Origin of the sequence: Maribacter sp. 1_2014MBL_MicDiv, from assembly GCF_001865655.1 — a bacterium.
In the GTDB taxonomy this organism is placed as follows: domain Bacteria; phylum Bacteroidota; class Bacteroidia; order Flavobacteriales; family Flavobacteriaceae; genus Maribacter; species Maribacter dokdonensis.
Genome location: NZ_CP011318.1, coordinates 536,295 through 562,248, shown reverse-complemented (window position 1 = coordinate 562,248; position 25,954 = coordinate 536,295). Strand labels below are relative to the sequence as shown.

The window sequence follows — 25,954 nt, the reverse complement described above, 5'->3', positions numbered from 1 at the left end:
AAAGTCTATTTAATTTTATCAAAAATCTAATAATTATAACAAAAATGAAAATTGAAAAAAGTGGAAAGGGTCTAAAATTAGGAATAGGGATTATACTAGGTGCTATAGTTGGTTACTTGACCTCAAATATGCAATTGTGGTTTGTTTTAGGGATTGCCATAGGTTCAGCATTAGAATATGGTGCCAAAAAAAATCATAAAAAATAAAAAATACTCATTACACATTCCACTTTTTTTTAAGCATTGGCTATTAATGCTTGTAACATCAGAAACAAAAATCAAAAAATCAAAAAGCGAACAATCATGAAATCAATTAAAATGAAAACAATCAAAAAACAAATCGGATTAAAAGTGGCTTGTGTAGCCTTTGCATTAGTATCAAGTATAACATATGCACAAAACGCAGATTCTAAAACAACAACACAGCGAGATGGCTTTATTATTGAATTTTCAGTAGGTGGAGGTCTAATCAGTTTAGAAGATAGTGAAGGTATTCAAACGTTCGACACATCTCAAGGAACGTTTGTTTTTCCAGATCTAAAGTTGGGCTATATGTTGAATGAAAATCTTGCTGTTACTGCCGCTATGCCAGGAAACATATACGAATTTCAAGATAATGACAGGAACTTTGGAGGCTTTATTCCATCGCTACAATATTGGGTAAAAGACAACTGGTGGATTCATGGCGGAATTGGTTTAGCAATAGATTCGCCGGCACTATATGATATTAAAGACAATGTAAATGACGATTGGAATGTTGGTTGTGCAGTAATGGCAAGTACAGGTTACGAAATTTACAAAAAGAAAAACTTCGCACTTAATGTGCAATCTAAAGTAGTGCTTGGTCGTGCAAATTTAGATGGTGATTCGCATAGGGATGCAGTAATTTTTAATGTAGGGTTAGGGTTTAGTTGGTTATAAAAAATTATCTATTGCATATATTTTATTGTTACCAAACATATAAAGCAAACTATGAAAATTTTGACATTTGTAATTTTATATATTCTTCTTTCAGGAGTACAAACCACATTTGGACAGAATGAAACAGATATTATAGTAGGAAGTAAGTTCGTTATTAAATCTAATATTTTAGATGAAGAAAGAACCTGTTTAATAAGTTTTCCTGATTCATACAATAATTCATCTGAAGTTGATAAAAAATATCCAGTTATAATATTATTGGATGGATATACTCATTTTAAAACAGCATCTGGAATAGTACATTTTATGAGTTCTAATAGGAATCGAAACAATTTAATGCCTGAAAGTATTATTATAGCCATAGAGAATGTTGACCGAGAACGAGATTTTACAGTTACAAAAATAAAGACCAAACGACCGAATAATATGGGAGGTGGAAGGATTTTTTTGAATTTCATTAAGAAAGAGCTAGTACCTTATATTGATAAAAAGTATAAGACAAAACCGTTTAGAACTCTTGTTGGGCACTCTTTAGGAGGACTACTTACACTAAATTCCTATATGGATGAAAATAGCGTATTCAATGCTTACATTTCTATAGACCCAAGTATTTGGTGGAATGAGGAGATGATGAAAAACAAAGTTGATTCTATTTCCTCAATATCATTAGATAAAAAACTTTATATCGCTACTGCCAATCAAGGAGAGGCTAATTACGAAAGGAATAAACAAAGACACGACTCTCTTTATACTTTAATAACAAAGAAATCGGATAAACCTCTAAATATCGAAATAGAATATTTTGAAAAAGAAAACCATCGCTCTGTACCATTAGTAGCTTTATACGAAGGGTTAAAATATATTAATCAAGAGGAATGATTTCCAAGCTGGTAATATCAACAAATACGTTTGGTAACACCGTAAATAATTTATTGCTGGCTTTTTGCCTACTTGCGAAAGTCTTTGCGGACTTTCTTGGTCGGTAATTAGTTGCTTAAAACACGCAACAAACCATATACAAACACGTTGTGTGCCATTAGGGCAAAATTGTAACAATTACCCTTTTACAGAGTCAGAATTAGTATAAAATAATAAAAATAAATAATCTATGATTGCAAATACAGAACAGAAAAATTTAATTAAGACCGCTAGAATAACTGGCTTATGGTATTTAATGATGGCTATTACAGGAATTCTAGGGTTTATGGTCTTTCATTCTCAAATATTTGTGTCTGGTAATCCTGAACAAACGCTAACAAATTTAGTAGAATTAGAATCTACAGCAAGAATTAGGTTGCTATTAGAATTTGGCATAGTAATTTCTCAGGCTCTTACCGCAGTTTGGTTTTTCAAATTATTTAAAGATAATTATGAATGGGAAGCTTGGACTCTAGGTATATGGGGAATGGTAAATGCTTTAGCCATTATGATAAGTGCAATTTCAATCGCCTCAGCAATAGGTATTGCAAATTCTGAAATAAGTGCTATGGAAGACAAAGTTTTACTAATTCAGGTTTTTCAAAATATTATTTCGAATGCTTGGGGTATTGGTGGCCTATTTTTCGGGTTATGGCTATTTCCAATGGGATACATAGTTATCAAATCTAAAAGGTTGCCTGTCTGGTTAGGAAGAATAATTATTTTAGGTGGTATAGGCTATCTAATTTCTACAGTTATACACTACGCAGGAATTGATTTTAGCTTCAATAGATTTCTTACGCTACCTGCAACCATTGGAGAATTTTGGATGATAGGTTATTTACTAATTTTTGGCATAAGACCTAGCTATAAGTAATTGCTTTTCTCTCCTACTTCTGAAAATCCTCACGGATTTCAGTTTGGTTTATACTTGCAACGTTAAGTGCTTATCCACGAAACTACTCATAGCCGAAATCATTGTGGGTAAGGAGAAAAATTGAACTTACTTGAATAAAATTAAACAAAAAATGATAAATAAAAGTTTTGAAAACGCAAAAGAGCAAAGCAAATCATTAGAAAATGATTTGTATAAGAATCCTCAAAAGTACCGCGTATTAACGGGAGATAGACCTACAGGTAATTTGCATCTTGGACACTATTTTGGCTCAATTATAAACCGATTAAAATTACAAAGCTTGGGAATTGAGACTAATATTTTAATTGCTGATTATCAAGTGTTGACAGATAGAAATGTTTTTAATGAAATTTCAAAATTCACCTATGAACTAACTTTGGACTATTTAGCCTGTGGATTAGACCCTGAAAATTATAAAACTCATATTTTTCCACATAGTCATATTCCTGAATTAAATCAACTAACTATTCCATTTCTGACATTAGTTTCCAGTTCAGAATTAAACAAAAATCCAACTGTTAAAGAAGAAATTACTGCTTCAGGACTGAGTAATATTAATGCAGGAATGTATATCTATCCAGTTCATCAAGCTGCTGACATTTTGTTTTGTAAAAGTAATGTGGTTCCTGTTGGAAAAGACCAATTACCTCATATAGAATTAACTCGGAAAATTGCAAAGCGCTTTAATACCAAATTCAATAAAAATATTTTTACAGAACCAGTTGCACTTTTTACTGATACCCCTACTATTCTTGGGTTAGACGGTATTCAAAAAATGAGTAAAAGTCGCAACAATTCAATTATGATAAAGTCAACAGCTGACGAAACAGCAAAACTAATAAAATCAGCCAAAACTGATTCAAATCGTTACATATCTTACGACCCCGAAAACAGACCAGAGGTTTCCAACTTACTTAAGTTAGCTTCCTTATGTTCAGATAAAAGTCCAACAGATATTGCTGATAAAATTGGCGACCAAGGTTCAGGAAAACTTAAACAGCTAACGGAAGAAGCCATAAACACATATTTTGAGCCTATTAGAAAAAAAAGAATAGAGCTTGAAAAAAATAAAGATTATGTCAGGGATATTTTGCTTAAAGGTATAAGTAAAGCGAGAGAAACAGCTATTGGAACGTTGAGTGAAGTCACTGAGGCAATGAATATGAAAATATAATAGCACTACATCCAGCAAAGAACTGAAATCGGACTCGATTCAATCTTTTTATTTTGAAAGAATAGATTTGATTTTGAATGGAATCTCGAAGAACAAATAAAGCGAACGGAAGCATTTCAAAAAAACAAAATAACTAAAACTATTATTTAATTCTACTTTTTCAAGAAGGTAAACTTCATACAAATATCAATCAATAATCATCATTAATCAAAAAAACATCATCATGAAAAAAACTTTAATTAGTTTGACTTTGTGCGGACTAACATTAATCGCCAAAGCTCAAAACACAAGTGTAGAAAAATCAACATTCGGATTACAAACTGGAGTTCTAGGAATCTGGGCATATAATGAAGCAAAACTATCAAATACCCTAGCACTGAGAACAGAGATTGGTTTTGATTTTGGTATTTGGGAATCTACGTATTATGATGATTATGATTCTCCATTTCTACTAACACCTGTAATAGTTGTGGAGCCAAGATTTTATTATAACCTCGAAAAACGTTCAAAAAACTCAAAAAGAATTGATGGGAATAGTGGCAACTTTATTGCCTTAAAAATGGGTTATCATCCAGATTGGTTTGTCTTATTCAATACTGACGATGCTCCTGTGGTAAGTGATTTTTCTATTATACCCACTTGGGGAATTAGAAGAAATTTAGGTAAACACTTTAATTATGAAGCAGGTCTTGGTGCAGGATTTAGTTACACATTTGCTAAACGTGCTGGTTATTTAAAGAACAAAAGTGAAATGGAATTAAATATGCACTTGCGTATAGGATATAGGTTTTAGCAAAAACAATAATAATTTGAATATCAAAATGGAAAAGACCTTCATAACACTACTTATCGTTGGAATACTTTCTTTGCAATCTTGTGATGCAAAAAAACAAAAAACTAAAGATAATAATATACCAACCATTAAAAACCCATATCTGGGACAAAAACCACCAGGATTAAAGCCTATACCATTTGCCCCAGGTCTTGTATCTACAGATTTGTATGAAGTCAATAGTGCATTCACCCCAGATATGAAAGCGTTTTATTTTATTAGAAGAGGCGAAGAACATAAAAAATCAGCTTTTTACGAATACAAATACAACGAAACAAATGGGAAATGGGAAAAATCTGAAATAGCATCTCCATGGATAGGACGACCTGTAATATCTCCAGACGGTAAAACCATGCATTTAGGTGACCGTTATCTAGAAAAAACGGAATCTGGATGGTCAGAATTACAAAAACTAAAACCTCCTACTGTAAGTAATGATTCTATGTATATTATGAGACTTTCATCTTCAGCAAATGGCACATATTATTTTGACACTTATAAAGAAAAGGATTCAACGTTTCCAATACGTTATTCGCGCTTAATTGACGGTAAACATGAAGAACCCAAGGCATTACCAAAAGCAATAAACACAGGAACTTTTTTAAGTCATCCTTTTATTGCTCCAGATGAATCGTATTTATTATTTGATGCTGAAAGGGAAGATGGTTTTGGTGAATCTGATATTTATATCAGTTTTAAACAAAAAGACGGTACTTGGGGTAATGCAATTAATTTGGGCGACAAAACAAACACTAAAGCCTGGGAAGCTTCAGCAAGTGTAACACCTGATGGTAAATACCTTTTCTTTAGTAGAAATGTAGGTTCAGACAAGTTTGAAAATGTAGATATATTTTGGGTAGATGCAGAAGTTATCTATGCTCTTAAAAAGGAATAACGAAAAGCAAAGGTTTGTTCCAATTTCAAAATACGAACTTTTGTAAACCACATTTTAACCAACTTTGCTGTTAACAAAAACAATTATGAAAGCAATAGAATGTCTAAAATATGGAGAAGTAGAAAACCTGGTGCTAAGTAATGTTAAAAAACCAACAGCAAAAGCTAATGAAGTACTTATAAAAATACATGCAACTTCAGTTACCACAAGTGATGTTCTTATTCGGAGAATGAATGAACCTTTCATTCCTAAACTTATACTCCAACTCATATTTGGTTTTGGTCGTCCAAGAAACCCTGTATTGGGGATGGTAACAGCTGGTGTTGTGGAGCGTAAAGGTAAAGATGTAACATTGTTTGAAATTGGTGATGAGGTTTTTGCTTATGGTTCTATCTCGCCTACCAAACGTCGTTTTGGTTCTTACGCAGAATATATCTGTTTACCCGAAGATTGGAATCTGGCACTAAAACCTGTAAATCTGAGTTTTGAGGAAGCTGCAGCAATACCTTATGGTGGTTTACTTGCTTCTCATTTATTAAAAAAGACCAGTATTAACAAGGACGACAAAATTTTAATCTATGGAGCGTCAGGAAGTATAGGTACATTGGCTATTCAATTGGCTAAGCATATGGATGCTCATGTCACTAGTGTTTGTAGTGGTAGAAACTTCGAATTAGTAACTTCTTTAGGAAGTGATAAGCTGATTGACTACACGATAGAAAATGCTGAAAAACAATTAGAAACATATAAATATGTGATTGATACTGTAGGCAATTCGAAATCATCGACACTCAAAGAACAAAGCAAAAAAGCACTGACTTCGAATGGCAAATACATATCCATTGATCATGGCACTCCATTAACACCAAAAGAAGCTTTTTTAAATTTAAAAAGCTTAGTAGAACAAGAGAAAATTATTCCTGTTATTGATAGCATCTATCCCTTAGAAAAAATGGCTGAAGCGCATAAATATGTAGAGATGGGGCATAAAAGAGGAAATGTAGTCATCACCATTTAGCTGGACTAAATAGTATATCAATTCAAAAATCATCAACTCGTGCTGAGCCCAGTCGAAGCATCAAAAAACGAACAGAATATGTTTTTCAAATCAAAAGAAGGAAAAGAAAAAATCTTATCCCTTTACAATCAAAAGTTAAATGAGCTGAATATTGAATATTCAGAAAAATTGATAGAAACAAAGTTTGGAGTCACTAATGTTATCATTACTGGCGATACTAAAAACCCTCCATTAGTACTGATTCACGGCACAGGAGGTTGTGCACCACAAATTTTAGATTCTTTCCCCAATCTAGCTTCAAAATATTGTGTCTATGCCATTGATGTCTTAGCGCAGCCCAATAAAAGTGCAGAGAATCGATTAGACATGAAATCTTTAGATTATGGAAAATGGCTTATTGAAGTAATCATAAAACTAAGACTGAAAGACGTGACTCTGGTAGGCTTTTCTTTTGGTGGTTTCATTAGCTTAAAAGCACTGGAGTTTAACGAGACACCAACTAGACAGGTTTTCTTAATTGCACCAGTCTATATCGTTAATGGTAATCCTCTTGTAGGTTTGTTTAAAATGTTCCTACCCTTAAAAAAGTTTATAAAAACTAACAATCAAAAGTACATTAAAAAGGTAATGAACGTACTTTTTTCTGAATACGATGATTTTGCATTAGAGTTTATGTCTTCTACGTTTCAATACTGTAATATGGATTTTTCTCCTTTACCAATACTATCTAAAAATGATGCAAATAGAATAAAAACACCGATTACCATTTTTGCCTGTGAAAAAGACATCATGTTTCCCGGAAAAAAAATGATTAAAAGAGCCAAACGAATATTCCCTTCTATCGAACAAGTTGTTTTGATTGAAGAGGCTAAACACGTACCAAATTCAAAGGATTTTAAAAAAATAGAAGATTTAATTATTGATAAAAACAGGCACTGAAATGATACAAGAAATTAAATCTTTAAAATTTCCCAAATCCAATATAATTTCAATAAATGGAATTGAGTTAGAAGTATTTGAAGCAGGTAAAGAAAATATTGGCAATCCGATTGTACTTTGTCATGGCTTTCCCGAACATGCCTTTTCTTGGCGTTATCAAATACCAGCGCTTGCTAAAGCTGGTTATCATGTCATTGTTCCAAATCAAAGAGGATATGGCAATTCATCGTGCCCTAAAGAAGTAACGGCATATGATATAACCCATTTAAAAGATGATTTAGTGGCCTTACTTGATTATTACAACTACAGAGATGCTGTTTTTGTGGGTCATGATTGGGGCGCAAATGTAGTATGGAACCTTGCACTATTGCATCCAGAACGCGTAAATAAAATACTAAATCTTGCATTGCCTTATCAAGAACGAGGTGAAAAACCATGGATTCAGTTTATGGAAGAGATTTTTGGTGAAGATTTCTATTTTGTTCATTTTAATAAAAAACCAGGAGTAGCAGATGCTTTGTTAGAGAACCATGCAGAAAACTTTCTTCGTAATTTATTTCGTAAGAATGTGCCTCTTACACCTCCAGAACCGGGAATGTTATTGATGAATCTTGCAAAAGCGGAAAAGCCTTTTGGTGAGCCTATTATGAACGACGTTGATTTGTCTGTATTTGTAAGTGCCTTTAGAAATTCAGGATTTAATGGAGCTATTAATTGGTATAGAAACCTTGACCGAAACTGGCACGTATTAGCAGAAATAGATCCAATCATCAAACAACCTACTCTTATGATTTATGGTAATCTAGATATGATTCCAAAATTTGAAAGGCTACAGGATTTTGTTCCTAATTTGGATGTGATTAGTTTAGAGTGTGGCCATCACATTCAACAAGAATTACCACAAGAAACAAATGAATCGATTTTAAAATGGTTAGCAAAATTTAATGGTTAAAAAAGGATTGGAATCAAGAATGGTATTTTATAGAGAAGGAGCAGAATTTGTTAGAGACTATAGACAAGCCTTAATCTTTAAATCCATTTAAGTAACAATAACAAGAAATACATATGAAAAATATATTTTTAATAATCGGCTTTATAAGCCTTAGTACTTCAATTTTTGCACAAACTGAAGTATCCAAAATAGAAAATACCATTTTAAACTATATAAACGGTACCTCCTACAACAAGTCTAAGCTCATAGAGAAGGCATTTTACCCCAGTGCAAATCTGTATTTAGAAAAAAAAGACAAAACACCTTGGACCGTTCCTGCCAAAGACTACGTAAGTTGGTATAAAAATAAAAAGGAAGGAGAGTTTACGGGAAGAATAGGAAATATTTTATCAATAGATAATTTTGAAGGTATAGCTACTGCAAAAGCCGAAATTATTATCCCTAAGGGTGGTGAGAGATACATTGATTTGTTTTTATTAAAAAAAATTAAAAACGAATGGAAAATTATTAGTAAAACTGCTATCAGTGAAAAAAGTAACCAAAATGGTAATAAAATATTATTTATAGTATCAAATGTCTCATTCCATGGAGCATCTCAACTTCCAACAGGGAATAGCTTTTCGGAAATTGTTAATGCGTATGATACGTTTAAAATGGAAGGATTTACTGTAGACTTCGCTAGTCCAAAAGGAGGTAGTATTCCATTAGCTTATATTAATACATCTGACGCACTCCAAAAAAAACTGCTTTACAATGAAGACTTTATGTATGCTTTAAAACACACCAAAAAACCTAAAGAAATTAATGCAAAAGATTATAAAGCGGTTCATTATATCGGAGGTGGAAGTGCAATGTATGATGTGCCGAAGAATAAAGAAATTCAAAAAATTACAATGACCATTTTTGAAGAATATAATGGTATTGTCTCTTCAGTATGTCATGGAACGGCTGGTATTGTTGATTTAAAAACAAAAGATGGGAAGTACTTGGTAAATAATAAAATAATTAGTGGATACCCAGAAGCTTATGAAAAAGAGGGTGCTGAATATTTTAAGCAATTCCCTTTTTTAATTCAAAAGATCATAGAAGAAAGAGGTGGAATGTTTAAATATTCTCCTAGAAACTCGGTACATGTAGAGGTACAAGGAAATGTAATTACAGGTCAAAATTATTTATCATCTAAAGATGTAGCATTAAAAATAATAGAAAATTTAAATAATCGAGAAGTCAGTCAATAAAATGAAAAAATCAAACCAAATTTTACTAACATATATTTGCATAATACTATTGATGGGTAGTACAGTTTCATGCTCAAATGATGATAATATTGCAGGTTTTAATCGTGCTTATGTAAGCATACCCGATTCAAGTTTTGAAGCGATACTTATAAAAACAGGTGTAGATTCTGATGGTATTATAAATCAGCAAATGCTAAGCAGTGATGCTGAAGGAATAACTACCCTTGACTTAAGCAATCTAGAATATGGAGCTATTACTGATTTAACAGGAATAGAAGGCTTTACCAGTTTAAGAAAATTAATTGCCACCCAACATGATATAGTACAAATTGATTTAAGTGATAATTTAAATTTGGATACGTTATATCTTGCGGGGAATAAATTGTTAAGTATTGATATTAGCAACAATAGTAAACTAGTTTTACTTGATTTGACTGCTAATGAAATGAATTCAGTAGTTGGATTATCAGAATTGGGTGAATTAAAAGACTTGGATTTGTCATGGAATTATTTTGAAACTTTTAGTATTTCTAGTGAGTCGTTAGAGGTTTTACATATGAGTAATAATGATTTGTATTCACTCGACATTAGTTCAGCTCCAAATCTAAAAAACCTACTTTTAACATCAAATAAATTGCAAAGTTTAGAGGTGATTTCAAATAAAAAGTTAGAAACATTACTGGTTTCTGATAATGAGCTGCAAACTATTAATCTCTTAGAAAATAATGATTTAACGCATCTTTATATCACCAGTAACTCACTGGATAGGTTAAACGTGAGTTTTAATCAAAACCTTATTGATTTAAAAGTAGATAGAAATCCAAATCTGTCATGCATTAAAGTTCTTGATGGACAAAATATTCCACAGATTTCTAAATCAGATCATCAAGAGCTAAATGCTGATTGCAATTAAAAACGCCATAAAACTTTGAGATACAATCTATTTAATTTGCGGGCTTACTATAAAATGCAATAGAACAATATTTCATTACAGTAGACATAAGTAAAAATTATTGGCACCCTATTTATTTCGGGATTTTTACTATCTGATATTAAGCTTGTGGATATTCATGATAATCAAAGAATAGATTACTATTATTATAATCAAATTTTGAGATGAATATAACCGAACAACTAAACACCATTAATGACTACTATGCTCCAAAAATAATTGGTGAAGTAAATGATGTTTTTATTAAACTGGTGAAAATACAGGGTAATAAAGTTCCTTGGCATCATCATAAAAATGAAGATGAATTATTTCTTATTATTAAAGGAGCGCTTCTGTTTGAAATAAAAAATCAAGAACCGTTTACTATGAAAAAGGGAGACTTGTTTATTGTGAAAAAGGGAATCAATCATAAGGTAAGTTCTAAAAACGAATGCCATATAATGCTTATTGAAAATAAATCAACATTGCATACAGGAGAGGTTGTTAATGAAATTACTAAGCCTATTAAAAATCAAATCTAGTATGATAATGAACTATAAAAAAAGGTGTTTATGTCTGCTATTGTTGTTGATTGTAGCATTCGCTTGTACACAACCTAAAGAAGCAGATAGAATTAGGATTCTGTTTATCGGAAATAGTTATACGTTCTACAACAGCACTCCGGAGTTATTAAAGAAAATAATACAAGAGAAATTTCCAGAACATGTAGTAGAAACTCAGTTGATAAGTGATGGTGGTATGACGCTTGCCGACCATTGGCAAACAGAGAGTACAATAGAAGCCATTAGAACGGGTGAATGGGACTATGTGGTACTCCAAGAGCAAAGCAAGCTGGGAATGGGCGTCATGATTGATAACGACATTTATTTTGGGTCAACAGATCAATTTTTTGAGCACTCAAGAAAGTTTATTGCTGAAATAACAAAAGCAGGGGCTAAGACCGTGTTCTTTATGATCTGGTCAAATAAAGATCAACCGAAAGAACAAGCCATATTGTCACATACATATACGACCATAGCCAAAGAGCTTGAGGCAATAGTGGCGCCAGTTGGTTTGGTATTGGATAAGGTGGGAACGAATCCGAAGATTGATTTATATGCCGACGATGGTGGTCACCCATCAGCAATGGGTTCCTATTTAACCGCTGTTACACTTTACGCAACACTAATGTCTGATAATACTCTAGGTGTTCCAGGGACTATTTTTGGTAATCGGTTATCGAATATTGGTGAGCGTTCATTGGATAGGGGGCTGTTAATTGATCTATCAAATGAGGAAGCTCAATTGATTCAAGAAGCAAGTTGGGAAGTGGTGCAAGCCATGCAAAAATCAAGTGATTACCTTGATTTTGAACAGCCAGACCCAAGCTATACCATTCCTGAATTGCCCAATGGTGAAACCATTGAGCTAAAAAATATTATCGGAAAGTGGTATGGGACCGGTACTTATGGAGCAGACTACCTTGGCCAAATCATGGGGGTTAAAGATGTGGATGGCAAACCTGAGGTGAGCCTATCATTTTACTCACCTCATGTACGAGATCAAATGAGAGTAGATAATGCAATTATTAAAGGAGATCAATTGATTTTAACCCTTCATGACCCTTTAAGAACTAGAAACGCTACATTACACATTTCACTCAACAGCGGTAATATGGAGGGGATATTTGAATCCTCCGGTAATGTTCAAATGTATAAGCTTCTATATTTCTCTAAAGCATCTGTTCATAATGAACTAGACCTTTCAGCTGTAGCGTTGCTGATGGAATCCTTTCAACTAACATTGTAAAAGAGGGCTATGCAACAGCTGCAGTAAAACACTATGAACAATTCAGCAAACTGATTGGTGAAAGGTACAAGCCTGAGGAATTTTATCTGAATGCAGTTGGTTACAATTTTCTAAGGGATGAAAAAGTGAATTATGCTCTAAACTATTTTGAATTGGCCATGATTTATTATCCTCAGTCTGTCAATACATATAAAAGTTATGCAGAGGCTTTGATTGTAGCAGGACGAAAAGATGAAGCATTAGCAGTTTATACGAAAGCTTATGAACTTGCCAAAAAGAATGGCCATAAAAATTTTACCTATATGGAAGAGAATTTGAATAAATTGAAAAATAATATTTCCGTTGATATAGAAGGAGGAGCAGTTCCACCACCACCTCCTCCTCCGCAATAGTAATTATTTTTTCATACTTTATTCTCCTACCTGCAAAGTAGCAAAAGCGAAGCAAGTCTGTGATTCTTCTTTTCCAATTAAGAACTTCAAGTACTATGGATTAAGGAACATAACTATGTATAAAAGCAATAGCGGTTTAGGTTATAAATCAAACCGCTATAGTTATTATAATTAATTATATTATTAAGGGTCGTAAAGTTACTTGGCATCATCATAAAAACGAAGATGAATTATTTTTTACTCTAGCTGAAAGTCTTCTATTTGAAGTTGAAAATTAATTATTGAAGCTAAACGCATATGCTAACAAACAAAGCAGTATTGAAACGAATGTTTGCTTAGGGTCCTTTATTGATATTTTAAAAAATGAGTTTCATATAAACTAGGTATAAATGTTATCCCCAAAAACAAAGAGAAATATTTCACTTATCATTCCGTTCGGAGTGATTTGGCTCGTTCTTGGGTGGGTCAACCTATTCTCCCAAGAAGCGGTATTGGCTGCTGCGCTGGAAGGAAATTTGAATCCATCTACCGTAATAAGGATGACTCCCGAGGTTTTTCTTTTTGCGAGCATAGCTATCATTGTCGTAGGATTAGTGGTCGGTACCCTTGAAGTCGTATGGCTGGGCAATCTTTTCGGCAAAAAAAGTTTTTCACGTAAAATTATCTACAAGTTGGTTTTTTATATCATTTTCTTGCTGGGTGTCATCCTCATAAGCTACCCGATTGCCGCAGCTTTGGAGTCAAAAGTATCGCTATTCGATGAAATCATTTTAGACAAAATGTTGGACTTTCTTAATAGTATTGAATTTGCAAGCACTATGGTCTCTATTTCATTTAGTTTGTTTGTAAGCCTTTTTTATTCGGAAATCAGCGAAAATATAGGTCACGGTGTATTGATGAATTTCTTCACTGGAAAATACCATAAGCCGATTGAAGAAAAACGAATTTTTCTGTTTTCGGATATGAAGTCTTCCACGACCATTGCCGAAGAACTAGGTCATATTAAGTACTTTGAATTGCTGAAGGAATACTACTCCAATTTTTCAGATGCGATCGTAAATCACTCCGGAGAAGTATATCAGTATATAGGGGATGAAATCGTCATCTCGTGGAAGTATGAAGATGGCATTAAAAACAATAATTGCATCAACTGCTTTTTTGCCATGAAAGAAGCTCTTAAAAATAAGGCAGACCTGTATATTGCGACATTTGGAATACTTCCTACTTTTAAAGCGGGACTTCATATGGGCGCCGTTACTACTGGTGAAATAGGGGTACTTAAAAAAGAGATTATTTTTACTGGGGATGTGCTCAATACGACCGCTCGAATTCAAGGGCTTTGCAATACATTCAATGTGGATATTTTAGTTTCTGAAGATTTGATTAAATCTTTGGAACTTGAACCTAAATTTAAAATCAATTCGGTGGGAGTTGTTGAATTAAAAGGAAAAAATGAGCATATAGCCTTATTTACGATACCGGAATAATTATCTGGAATTGGAAAGGCGTAAATTCAATAAGTAACAAAGTATTGACCCTATCGTCTAATTTTAAATCAATCTAAAATCAAAATGCCGGAAAATTTAGCAGAACACAAAGAGGCGTGGAAAACAATCTTCATTTTCTTGGCCATTGTTACAGCCACAAGTGCCCTATTTCACTATGCAATAGTCAATTTATATCCTTCCAGAATATATATTGGTGGACTTATGTGGTGTCCGGCAATAGCCGCAATGATTACATTAAAATTGAAAGATCGTCCCATTTCTTCCTTACATTGGGATTGGGGAAATTGGAAATATATTCGTTTATCGTATTTCGTTCCCGCCTTGTATGTTTTGATTACCTACATCCTGATTTGGATCTTCGGATTGGGGGGTTACCCGATGAGGAGATGCTTTTAGAATGGGCCAAAGAACTTGGTTTGGTGGGAATAGGAAACTTGACTCCTTCATTTGGGGGAATCATTGCGATTGCTTTATTGGGAACTGTTGGTGTCATAAGGGCCATGGCAACCACTTTGGGAGAGGAAATAGGTTGGCGGGGGTTTTTCATTTATGAACTTAGGAAGGTACTGCCTTTTTCTGCGGTTTCTCTTTTTAGTGGAATTGTTTGGGCTTCTTGGCATTGGCCGTTGATCATATATTATGGTGGGAATATCGCCTTGGAATTAACAACCTTCTTTGTAGTTATCATTTCGATGTCATTTATTATGACGTATTACACTTTTAAGTCGAGCAGTCTTTGGCCGGCGGTCATCTTCCATGCGGTAAGTAATGTGTATGTTCAGAAAATATTTCCCCCATTAACCTCAAAGATTGAGGGAAGCGAAAACTAGCTTGGCGAATACGGAATTATGTTTGCCTTAGTAACCTTTTTGTTCGGACTGTATTTTTGGAGAAAAGCCAAGAAGGAGAATTTATAAAATAAAAACTTAAAAAAATGATAATACTTGTAGTAGGGGCAAGCGGAGCAACAGGGCAACATTTGGTAGCGCATCTTCTTGAGCAAGGGCATACCCTTAGGGCAGTAGTGCGCTCAGCGGAAAGGTTACCGGAATCCATCAGAAATGATGGTAATTTATTTATTATCGAAGCTAGTATCCTCGAACTCAGCGATACGGAAATGGCAGAATATGTAGCCGGTTGTGATGCCGTAGCCTCGTGCTTAGGTCATAACTTGACCTTTAAGGGAATGTATGGCAAACCCCGAAGATTGGTAACCGATGCCGCGCGCAGATTATGCGCCGCGATTAAGGCAAACAAACCCGAAAAACGAATAAAATATGTATTGATGAATACAACAGGGAATAGAAATCGTGATTTGGACGAACCCATTTCCTTCGCTGAAAGATGCGTTATCGCATTATTACGCTTGTTGTTGCCCCCACACGTGGATAACGAAAAAGCAGCGGATTATTTACGGACTGAAATCGGTCAAAATAATCCTATCATACAATGGACGGCAGTCCGACCCGATAGTTTGATCAATGAATCGGAGGTTACCGAATATGAAGTATATCCTTCCCCAACCAGAAGTCCAATTTTTAATGCAGGCAAGGTCTGTAGGATCAATGTAGGTCATTTTATGGCTGCTTTGATTGACAATGATGATTTATGGCAAAAATGGAAAGGGCAGATGCCTGTTATTTATAGTAAAATGTCATCTTAGTATTCGGTTTTGGAAGTTTCGTTTAAAGCTACCGATAGATTTTGTAATAAAAGTTGGGCAATTACCTGCAAAAATTCGTAATAATATACAAACCCAGCTGAATTAAAGTGAATCATCCAGATCGAGTTAAAGAGGGTATGAAAGTATTCATGAATCGCACGTTTTATAGGACCATCAAAATCTGGTCTTTAATAAACTTCCTTTAGTTATTCTTTTTAAAAATCATCTACATTAGGGTATTTGTTCAGGACAGCTGTTGAACTCCCTGTAAAATAATTCAAAAAAGCAGGACTCTTTTCAAAATCCACCTTTTATAAAGAGTTTTGTCACTTTTACCATAGTCGTTTATCGTTACTCTTCTAAAAAAAACTTCGTTCTTGAATGTAACATTTGTTGAAATTCCTTGTCTTTCATAAAACTGGACTTATAAAAATTTTGTCATCTAAATTTTTTGTTTGGCTATTTAAAAGTAACTGAGAAAATATAAGTTAAAAATTTAGAGAATCATATTATGATTAAAAACTATATTACTATAGCATGGCGAAATATTAAGGCTAATAGGGTTTTATTCTTGCTTAATATTTTAGGTTTAACTTCAGGATTATTTTGCTTTTTACTTATCTATTTATGGATATCAAGTGAAAATAGCATTAATAGGTATCATGAAAACATAGATCAACTCCATTCTATATATCTTGTATCACCTGATGGTACGGCATTGGGTTATGGCACTTCATCACTTCTGTATAAAGAGTTAAAGTCAAAAATTCCGGAGGTAGAGAAAATCACGGCTATGACTAACGATAGCAGAAATAGTACCTTCTCAAATGGGCACACGGTTTTAAAGCAAAATGGAAAGTTTGTAAGTGAAGACTATTTTGAAATGTTTTCATTTGAGATTTTAGAAGGAAATGCTTCGAATGCGTTAACCGCTCCAAACCATATCGCTGTTTCAAAAGAAATGGCCGAATTGTTCTTTGGAAACTCAAAAGGTGCCATTGGTAAAACACTCACCTACGAAAATTCAAAAGAGTTGGAAATAGCTATGGTCTATGAATTAAGCAGTGAAGATTCAACCGAGAAAAGTGATTATTATTTGCCCTTTGAGCCTCTGTTTGCTGAAAATGAGTGGATGCATGAATGGAAAAATCTTGGCACCTATACCTTTGTTCAATTGGCGGAAGGAACCAATGTTGCTCAGTTAGAACAAAAACTAAAACCATTCTTAAAAGACTATGAATTAGATTTAGAAATTCGATTTCAATCTTACGCAGACAGTTATCTGTTTGCAGACATTGAAAAGGGGGAAGGGAAAATTATATATGTAAGAATGTTTGGGATAATAGCTTTCTTGATCATACTAATTGCAAGCATTAATTTTATGAATTTAGCTTCTGCCGGCTATATGAAAAGAGCTAAAGAAATTGGGACTAGAAAGGTTTTAGGGGCAAGCAAAAGCAGTTTAATTTTGCAATTCTTAGGAGAAGCCATGCTTCTTTCTTTTATAAGTCTATTTTTTGCCTTAATCTTTATTGCAATTGCGCTACCGGTGTTTAACGACATCACTGAAAAAAACATTGACCTGCTAAATCTACCTGTATCCACTTGGGCAATGGTTTTCTTATTTACACTTTTAACAGGATTTCTATCTGGAAGTTACCCTGCATTTTTGCTTTCTTCCTTTAGCTCTACTGATCTTTTTAAGAAAATAATTGAAACCAGCTCCAGCACCAAATGGATTAGAAAAGGTTTGGTCGTGTTTCAGTTTACCATTTCGGTTGTCTTTATAAGTAGTATGCTAATTATTTCAAAACAAATTGATTTTGTCCAAGATAGGAATATCGGTTTCGATAGAGGAAATTTATTGGCAATCACGCTTTCAAAAGACCTGCAAAATAATTTTGATGCCTTTAAAAGTGGTGCTTTACAAATTTCTGGAGTTCAGTCGGTTACAAAAACATCTCATATTCCGCTAGGAGACTATGGTACGTCACCGGAAGTTATCTGGAACAGCAAGAGCTCTGATGATCGGTCGTTATTTACAGGAATGGTGGCAAGTACAGACTTTGTTGGCACCTATGGCGTTGAATTGCTCATGGGAAGAGAACTTATTCATAATAACCCGGAGAACATTGAATATCTTATTAATGAGACGGCCATGAACATAATGAAGATGGAAAATCCGATAGGTCAACCCCTATCGTTTTGGGGAAATCCGGGAACCATTGTAGGTGTGGTTAAAGATTTTCACTTTGGATCTTTGAAAGAATCGATCTTCCCAATGATTATTAGAAGTGAAGGGTATTCAGAATTTAATATAGCCTTCGTTAAATATAGTAAGGGTAATGAAAAACAAACGTTAGCGGCTTTAGAAGCTCTTCATAGCAATTTAAATCCAGCTTTCCCTTTTGAGTATCGGTTTATAGATCAGGAATATGACAAACTATATAAAAGCGAATCTATGTTTTACAAGTTATCAACATACTTCTCTGTTTTGGCCATACTAATTTCTTGCTTGGGCTTGTTTGGTCTGGTCCTATTTACAGCAGAACAAAAAACCAAAGAAATTGGTATTAGAAAAGTATTAGGAGCCTCTGTTTTTACCATTACCTCACTTATAACACGAGATTTTTTAAAATTGATTCTCGTTGGAGTCGCAATTGGAACCCCAATTTCTTCTTACTTCATGATCAAATGGCTTGAAGAGTATGAATATAGAATACATATGCCATGGTGGGTATATGGTCTAACTGCTGTATTAATAATAGGCATATCCCTGCTTACTGTCGGTTTCGAATCTTTAAAAGCTGCTACTGCAAAACCCTTGAAAAGTTTAAGAGATGAATAGCATCCTTATATTAAAAGAAAGATTATGAATAGTAAACTAGCATAAAATCCAACGTACGGCAGGTTATAAAAGCAATAATGTTCTGTTGTTTAAATAAATAGTTTCTACTTCTATTTGGTAGCTTGCGAGTTAAAAAGTTAAAATATCTTTCGCTACTGCTTTTATGCCAACCGTTAAAATCGTAATTTTTAATGGTCCTGTTAAACGAAGGTTTTTCAGGACTTGCTTTTTATAAATGAAAAGTAATCCAAATCTATTGCTCAGAGAATTGTTTTAATTTTATATTTATAAAATCAGAAAGTAAGTCATCTTACTTTAAGTACATTTAAATTATCGTCAACAAATCGGTCAACAGTTAAGTTTATAAAATTATAACTTATTGATATTTAATTGATTCCGGGGTAAGGTTGTAATCCTGCCACCCCGACAAGAAGCCACTGAGAAATCAGTGGCTTTTTTTGTTTTTATACGTTCAAAAGGCGGTATTGCCTTTTAGATATAATTACATCTAGAACCTTCAATTGTAATCTATCACAATTAAAAAAATACTATTTTCTCCATAATTTGTTAAACGCCAATAAACTCTTATTTTAATTGATAATTCGGCAATAATTAGCTAAAATTTTGCTATTTTGATTATTACATATTCTTTATTGCTATAGGATAAGCTATAAAGTTTTAAAGGATGATATTTTAATCGGATTATAATGAAAAGGAAGATACTTTTATTAATTTTTTGTGGCTTACTTAGCTATGTAACTAATGCTCAATTCAACAACTTTAAGTTTGAAAACTTAGATACCGTTGATGGTTTATCGAGCAGTACTTGCTTAACTATTTTTCAAGACTCAGAAGGTTTTATGTGGTTTGGTACTATTGACGGCCTTAATAAGTATAATGGGTATGAGTTTGAAGTGTACAAGTCAATATTAAATGATCAAAATTCAATTAGTAATAATAGAATTAATGCCATTGTAGAAGGAGCAGACGGTAATTTATGGATAGGTACTAACAACGGTTTAAATTACTTTAATAAAAAAACGAATAGTTTTCTTAGGGTAGATCTGTACAAGCAACTTTCCTTATCTAACAATCCACGTAAATTTATAAATGCTTTACTCTTTGATGAAGAAAAGAATGCCTTGTGGGTAGCTACCAATAATGGTGTCATAAAAATATTACTGGAAGAGTTTAATGCAGATGTATCTGAATTAAAATTTTACTATTATCTAAATGATGATTCTAACTTAAATTCGTTGGATAATAATATTGTTAATGTAATTCTTAAAGATCAAAACAATGAAATTTGGTTAGGAACCAATGGCGAATATTTAAATAGATATAATCCTGAGCAAGATAATTTTGATCGTGTATTCATTGAGAACACTTCTAACTACGAATTAAACCATATACCTAAGAATATATTTGTTGATGCTGATAATGATTTTTGGATAGGAAATAACCTCTCTAACATTATTCATTGGAATAGGTCCAAGAATACCTTTTCCCATATATCATTTACTGATGAAACGGATATTGCTATTCGTGATATGCATTTAGATAAAGATGGTAATATCTGGGCATCAACAGATGGTTATGGCTTGTTCATTTTAAATAAGACCGAAGAAAAAGTAATTCAGAATTTAGTCAATAACTTTTCCGATTCATTTTCATTACCTAATAATAAACCGTCAAAAATTTATGAAGATTTTAATGGTATTTATTGGATAGGTAGCTATGATAAAGGGATAAGTAAATTGGATCCTTCGCAATACGCTTTTGGTCATTATTACTATCAACCTGGAAACCCAAAGGGACTAAACGAAAAAATTGTTCAATCTGTTCTCCAAGATTCTAAGGAGCGCCTATGGATAAGCGCCTATAATGGTGGTTTAAATCTATTAAATCAAGAAAACAATACCTTTCAGCATTTTCCACATGACCCCAATAATCGTAACAGTATAAGTTCTAATAGAATTTTGTACACTTTTGAGTCTAAGAATGGGCAAATCTGGGTATGTACTTTAGATGGGGGGGTAAATAGATTTGATCCAGAAAGTTATAATGTTCAACGTTACTTGCACAATGAATCTAACCCCAATACCATAGGTCAAAATTCCGTTTGGTCAGGGGTAGAAGATAATGATAATAGAATATGGCTTGGGTTAAGAACAGAAGGTTTAAGTCTCTTTGATCCTGTAACCAATAAGTTCCATAACTTTAAAAATGTAGCCGGTAAGGAAAATGGACTTGCCAGTAACTTTATATTTTATTTATTCGTCGATTCTAGAAATAGGTTATTTGTTGGCACTTCATTAGGGTTAAACTATATTGATTTAAACCAGTTCAAAGAAAGAATACCTGAAACATTGACCTTTAATGAGATTAAAAAACCGGGTATTGAAGACAACCTTATCAATCATATTTCTGAGGATCATTTAGGAAATATTTGGTTGGGTGCAGATACGGGTATTTATAAATTAGATTCAGATTTTAATGTTCTTAAATCATATACCTCAAAAGAAGGTTTGCCCAATAATTTGGTGGTTGGTGTACAAGAAGATGATAATCACAATTTTTGGATTACAACAAAAAGCGGACTCTCATTTTTAAATACGGAAACAGATCAATTAAAGAACTTTAATATTCATGATGGGTTGCAAGGACCAGAATATCAAAGTAAATCTATTGAGAAAACCAGTGACGGTAGAATTATAATAGGAGGCATAAACGGATTTAATATTTTTCACCCAGATGATATTACATTAAAACCCTCATCACCATTAAAACCTAAGATTACCCAGTTTACATTGAACAATATGCCAGTAGTTGTTGGTGATACGGTCAATGAAAGAATTTTATTAGAAGATAGGGTAGAAGAGTTGGAAAATTTAAAATTGAACTATGATGAAAATTATGTTGCGTTCGATTTTTTGGCACTTCATTTTGAAAACCCGGAAAGGGTACAATATGCCTATAAGTTGCAAGGTCTTGATAACGATTTTGAAACCATTGGCACAAAAAGGGAGGTGAGCTATGCCAACCTAAGTCCGGGAAAATATGGCTTTGAGGTAAAAGCATCTCTAGATGGCAATTGGGAGCAAGCTAAGGCAACCATCGTAAATTTTGAAGTTCTTTCGCCACCATGGAAAACCTGGTGGGCTTATCTTCTATATTCATTGTTTGGTGTGTTACTGTTTTATTTGATAATGAGATATTACACACAAAAAGTACAAGAAGCACAAGAACATGAACTGGATCAGTTGAAACTTCAATTCTTTGTCAATGTTTCCCATGAATTTAGAACACCGTTGACCTTAATAATGAATCCGGTCGATAAAATATTATCCAATTATTCCTATAATCCGGAAGAGGTGAAGTCTTCAGCTATTTCAATACAGCGCAGTGCACGTAGATTATTGCATTTAGTGAATCAGTTATTGGATTATAGAAAAATGGATGTCGGTATGGCACCCCTTCAGCTCGAAAAAGGAAACATTGTTAAATTTAGTGAAGACATATTTTCACTGTTTATAGGTCTTGCCAATAAAAAGGAAATTGAATATAGATTTATTTCAGAGTCTGACAGTATCGACTTATTGTTCGATTTGGATAAGGTTGAAAAAATTATAACCAACCTTATTTCAAATGCCATAAAATTTACCAATGCAGGTGGCGAAATCACCTTTTCAATAAAAAAGGGATCCCAGAAAAAAAGCTCGTCCAAACTATTATTTCTTAAAAAGGAAATGACAGGGGATTTTGTTGAAATAACCGTAACAGATTCGGGAATAGGCTTAGATAAAGAGCAAATTAAAAACATCTTTTCAAGATTTTACCATATAGATGTAACTAAGTCCGGTACGGGAATAGGGCTGAATTTTACGCAGGCTCTGGTGGAAAAACATGGTGGAGAAATTTTTGTGGAAAGTGAATATGGTGTAGGTAGTAAATTTTTGGTGAGATTACCTTTGGATAATAAGTCTACCCCGGTTGAAGTTGAGAATGTAAAGAACGAATTCTTGATCAATTCCATGAAATCTGTAGAATATGAAATGTATATCGCGGATGATGAAAATCTAATTCTGCCAAATCCTAATACGGAAAGTGAAATTGAAAAACCAACTATTTTATTGGTTGAGGATAACAAAGAACTTCGTCAACACTTAAAGAATGATTTGCAAGACAAATACAAGGTTCTGCAGGCAAAGAATGGGGAAGAGGGCTTAGAAATGGTTAAAAAACGTTACCCAGATTTGGTCATTAGTGATGTTATGATGCCAAAAATGGATGGATTTGAAATGTGCAGGTTGATGAAGACCGAGTTCGAAACTTGTCATATACCTGTCATACTGCTTACGGCTAGAAGTTTAGAAGTAGACAGGGTTAGTGGTTATGATAATGGTGCTGATGCTTACTTATCCAAACCATTTGTTACCAGTGTGCTAAAATCAAGAATTAGAAACCTAATTGAAGCGAAAAAGAGACTTAGAAAACGCTTTTCTGAAATTGGCGGTATTTTCCCATCAAGTGAGGTTACTACCAATAATATGGATGAGGTGTTCTTAGATAAGGCAACAAAGGTAGTATTGGATAATGTTGATGATGAGGATTTTAAGCAAGATGATATATTAAAGGAACTCGGTATTGGTAGGTCTCAATTTTATAGAAAGATAAATACCTTAACTGGTAATAATCCTAGTCATTTTATAAGGACAATAAGATTAAGGTATGCTGCAGAACTGTTGGAGAAAAATTGCTATTCTATAAAAGAAGTTACCCATATGTGTGGCTTCAATTCAACGGCTTATTTTAGTAAAACCTTTAGAGAATTATTCAATGTAACCCCAACTGAATATATGGAGGGTAATAAAGGTGAGCCCGTAAAAGAGGACAATTAATGTATGATCATCTAAATTGAAATAGGTCAATAAAAAAGAATGCAATTGTACATATAATATAATTGCATTCTTTTTTTTGCATGCCTATTGGCCAGGTAACTAATTTGTTTATGTGCTATTGATTCAAAAGTATTGACAGCGTATAACGGAAATCAATAAATGAATTGTATGCTTTTCCATTTCCATAAACCGATTCATGTTTACTTTTTATACCTTATTCAAAGGAAAGTTTCTGCATAAAAAAAGGCAGCAATACATTACGTATTACTGCCTTTAAACTAACTCAACACAATTATCTTAGTAACCAGGATTCTGGTTTAGGTTTTCATTTAAACTTGTTTGCGATGTAGGTATAGGAAATAAGTAGTTATCTCTTGTAAAATTGCGTGTAGCAGAAGGTTGAACGATCAACGCTCTTCTTTCGCCCACGCCTGTTTCGGTAACTCCTTCTCCAAAGCCATATCCGCCTGGCGTGTATAGGTCTGGGTTGTTTTCATAAACAGTACCTTCTATAACTGCACCATAAATAGTTTCACCTAGTTCTTCCTCGGCAATACCCCATCTTTTAAGATCATTGAATCTCGTTGCACCTTCGGCATAAAGCTCTATAGTGCGCTCTCTTCTAATTTCGGTTTCAATATCCATATTATTGGTAGCCAAAAAGGAATTTGTTAATGGTGGTAAACCAGCTCTAGCTTTGACCAAGTTGATAGATTCATCCATTTGGGCATCGGTTAGGCTTCCATTCAATTCATATAAAGCTTCTGCGTACATTAAATAAACTTCTGCTAAACGAATAAACGGCATGTCATAAGCTTCAGTTTTTGTAGCTCTGTAGGCTTCATCCGTACCCCATTTCCAACTCATGAATTTAGAGTTGAAATAGCCAAAATTGTTGGTGCCGTTCAACAGAACATCTCCGTTTTGAGGAATTTCACCAAGGGTTTTATGGTATGTGAAATAAGCTCTCATTCTGTAGTCCCTATCTTGAAATTCATCTGATGTATTTTCATAACCTTGAAATAATGGAGATTGGTCAATTGGCAATCCATCTGAACTTAAGAAAAGGTCCATCATTTTTCTACTAGGCTTAACTCTACCTTCATAAACATGGCTTAAAAGGTCACCGGCCTGTCTAAAGGTGAAATCATATTTGTTATAAAATATGAACTCCTTATTCGTAGCCTTGTCTAAACCTGCTGGGTTAGAACCACCATCTTCTAAGTTGAAAAGGAAGTTAGAACTTAAGTTGTCTAACTCATCATTGTAATCCCATAGTTCAAAGCCACCTTGGTCCATTACGGTTTTGGTAAGTGTAACTACTTCTTGTAAATAAACATCTATGTTAGAAGCATTAAAACCTTCACTACCGGCACCTGTACTTGTACCATCGCCATCGGTAGAAGTACCTACGTATTTCATCCAAGTAGCTTCGTGTAATAAAACATCTGCTTTAAAAGCCATTGCAGCCCATTTACTGATCTTACCTTTATCTTCAGAAGCTATTTCTTGCTCCGTAGGTAAACCTGCGATAGCATCATCTAAATCCGCTAAAATTTGAGCAACAACTTGGTATCTGCTACTGCGAGGAGCGTTTAATTCTTCATCACCAACATCTAAAGGTCTGGTAACCAAAGGAACACCTCCAAAACGCTGTACTAAATTAAAATACTGGTACGCTCTGTGAAACTTAGAGGCAGCCACATAAGGAACAATACTTTCTTCACCTTCGTAAGTCTCCGCTCTTTGTAATAAAAGATTGATATCTCTAATAGTAGAGTATGGGGTAGAGTAGTATCCGTCAGATTCAGGAGCTCTAGTATCACCTCTACTATATATTTGCATATCACTATCTTCGGTATATCCTACCAAATCAGAACCGTGATCAGCATAAATTCCTTGATCATACCTCCACGTCATTAGGTCTGTATAGAATCGGTTAGAGCCGGTTAAAAAATGATCAGCTTCAGTATAGTAAACCTGGTCTGTAATAGATGCAGGTGGATCAAGGTCAATGAATTCGTCTTCACAAGATGTAAAGAAGACCATTAAACATGGTATTATTATATATTTTATTTTTTTCATCTGTATATGATTTTA

Annotated in this window: 21 protein-coding genes; 20 read left to right on the top strand and 1 reads right to left on the bottom strand. The window is 33.7% G+C overall.

The window, feature by feature from the left end:
- Nucleotides 1–44 precede the first annotated feature (44 nt).
- From YQ22_RS02295 to YQ22_RS02200, 20 genes are all read left to right on the top strand, one after another.
- Nucleotides 45–206 (top strand): hypothetical protein, encoded by a 162-nt coding sequence (locus YQ22_RS02295; protein ID WP_164674148.1) that lies wholly within the window; start codon nucleotides 45–47, stop codon nucleotides 204–206.
- Between the two features lie 96 nt (nucleotides 207–302).
- On the top strand, nucleotides 303–920 hold the full coding sequence (locus tag YQ22_RS02290) for a hypothetical protein (protein WP_232231297.1): 618 nt from the start codon (nucleotides 303–305) through the stop codon (nucleotides 918–920).
- A gap of 51 nt (nucleotides 921–971) precedes the next feature.
- Nucleotides 972–1,799, top strand: a complete 828-nt coding sequence (locus tag YQ22_RS02285; RefSeq protein WP_071339920.1) for an alpha/beta hydrolase — start codon at nucleotides 972–974, stop codon at nucleotides 1,797–1,799.
- Nucleotides 1,800–2,028: 229 nt separating this feature from the next.
- On the top strand, nucleotides 2,029–2,715 hold the full coding sequence (locus YQ22_RS02280; protein WP_071339919.1) for a DUF4386 domain-containing protein: 687 nt from the start codon (nucleotides 2,029–2,031) through the stop codon (nucleotides 2,713–2,715).
- A 130-nt stretch (nucleotides 2,716–2,845) separates the two neighbouring features.
- Nucleotides 2,846–3,928 (top strand): tryptophan--tRNA ligase, encoded by a 1,083-nt coding sequence (trpS, locus tag YQ22_RS02275; RefSeq protein WP_198033508.1) that lies wholly within the window; start codon nucleotides 2,846–2,848, stop codon nucleotides 3,926–3,928.
- A gap of 223 nt (nucleotides 3,929–4,151) precedes the next feature.
- The gene (locus YQ22_RS02270; protein WP_071339917.1) at nucleotides 4,152–4,721 is read left to right on the top strand and encodes a hypothetical protein; all 570 of its coding nucleotides are present in this window, start codon (nucleotides 4,152–4,154) and stop codon (nucleotides 4,719–4,721) included.
- 28 nt (nucleotides 4,722–4,749) lie between these two features.
- Nucleotides 4,750–5,655: a TolB family protein gene (locus tag YQ22_RS02265; RefSeq protein ID WP_071339916.1), complete on the top strand. Its 906-nt coding sequence runs from the start codon at nucleotides 4,750–4,752 to the stop codon at nucleotides 5,653–5,655.
- Nucleotides 5,656–5,740: 85 nt separating this feature from the next.
- Nucleotides 5,741–6,673, top strand: coding sequence for an NAD(P)-dependent alcohol dehydrogenase (locus YQ22_RS02260; RefSeq protein WP_071339915.1), 933 nt, complete (start codon nucleotides 5,741–5,743; stop codon nucleotides 6,671–6,673).
- A gap of 78 nt (nucleotides 6,674–6,751) precedes the next feature.
- The gene (locus tag YQ22_RS02255; RefSeq protein ID WP_071339914.1) at nucleotides 6,752–7,612 is read left to right on the top strand and encodes an alpha/beta fold hydrolase; all 861 of its coding nucleotides are present in this window, start codon (nucleotides 6,752–6,754) and stop codon (nucleotides 7,610–7,612) included.
- Between the two features lies 1 nt (nucleotide 7,613).
- Entirely contained in the window at nucleotides 7,614–8,564 is a 951-nt protein-coding gene (locus YQ22_RS02250) for an alpha/beta fold hydrolase (protein ID WP_071339913.1), read from the top strand.
- A gap of 113 nt (nucleotides 8,565–8,677) precedes the next feature.
- Nucleotides 8,678–9,802 carry a nuclear transport factor 2 family protein gene (locus YQ22_RS02245; RefSeq protein ID WP_071339912.1) on the top strand — a complete coding sequence of 375 codons (1,125 nt, stop codon included), beginning with the start codon at nucleotides 8,678–8,680 and terminating at the stop codon, nucleotides 9,800–9,802.
- 52 nt (nucleotides 9,803–9,854) lie between these two features.
- Nucleotides 9,855–10,715 carry a hypothetical protein gene (locus tag YQ22_RS02240; protein ID WP_232231294.1) on the top strand — a complete coding sequence of 287 codons (861 nt, stop codon included), beginning with the start codon at nucleotides 9,855–9,857 and terminating at the stop codon, nucleotides 10,713–10,715.
- A 203-nt stretch (nucleotides 10,716–10,918) separates the two neighbouring features.
- The gene (locus YQ22_RS02235; RefSeq protein ID WP_071339910.1) at nucleotides 10,919–11,275 is read left to right on the top strand and encodes a cupin domain-containing protein; all 357 of its coding nucleotides are present in this window, start codon (nucleotides 10,919–10,921) and stop codon (nucleotides 11,273–11,275) included.
- 7 nt (nucleotides 11,276–11,282) lie between these two features.
- A complete protein-coding gene (locus YQ22_RS02230; RefSeq protein WP_156894523.1) occupies nucleotides 11,283–12,542 on the top strand; it encodes an SGNH/GDSL hydrolase family protein in 1,260 nt (419 codons plus the stop codon).
- A gap of 152 nt (nucleotides 12,543–12,694) precedes the next feature.
- A complete protein-coding gene (locus tag YQ22_RS02225) occupies nucleotides 12,695–12,934 on the top strand; it encodes a hypothetical protein (RefSeq protein WP_156894522.1) in 240 nt (79 codons plus the stop codon).
- A gap of 440 nt (nucleotides 12,935–13,374) precedes the next feature.
- Entirely contained in the window at nucleotides 13,375–14,421 is a 1,047-nt protein-coding gene (locus YQ22_RS02220; protein WP_083414307.1) for an adenylate/guanylate cyclase domain-containing protein, read from the top strand.
- 407 nt (nucleotides 14,422–14,828) lie between these two features.
- Nucleotides 14,829–15,272 (top strand): CPBP family intramembrane glutamic endopeptidase, encoded by a 444-nt coding sequence (locus YQ22_RS19295; RefSeq protein ID WP_232231293.1) that lies wholly within the window; start codon nucleotides 14,829–14,831, stop codon nucleotides 15,270–15,272.
- Between the two features lie 104 nt (nucleotides 15,273–15,376).
- Nucleotides 15,377–16,105 (top strand): NAD(P)-dependent oxidoreductase, encoded by a 729-nt coding sequence (locus tag YQ22_RS02210; protein ID WP_071339906.1) that lies wholly within the window; start codon nucleotides 15,377–15,379, stop codon nucleotides 16,103–16,105.
- Nucleotides 16,106–16,616: 511 nt separating this feature from the next.
- On the top strand, nucleotides 16,617–18,953 hold the full coding sequence (locus YQ22_RS02205; protein ID WP_071339905.1) for an FtsX-like permease family protein: 2,337 nt from the start codon (nucleotides 16,617–16,619) through the stop codon (nucleotides 18,951–18,953).
- 707 nt (nucleotides 18,954–19,660) lie between these two features.
- A complete protein-coding gene (locus YQ22_RS02200; RefSeq protein ID WP_071339904.1) occupies nucleotides 19,661–23,854 on the top strand; it encodes a hybrid sensor histidine kinase/response regulator transcription factor in 4,194 nt (1,397 codons plus the stop codon).
- Between the two features lie 297 nt (nucleotides 23,855–24,151).
- On the opposite strand, the gene YQ22_RS02195 is transcribed toward YQ22_RS02200, so the two are convergent.
- Entirely contained in the window at nucleotides 24,152–25,939 is a 1,788-nt protein-coding gene (locus YQ22_RS02195; RefSeq protein WP_071339903.1) for a RagB/SusD family nutrient uptake outer membrane protein, read from the bottom strand.
- Nucleotides 25,940–25,954: the final 15 nt, after the last annotated feature.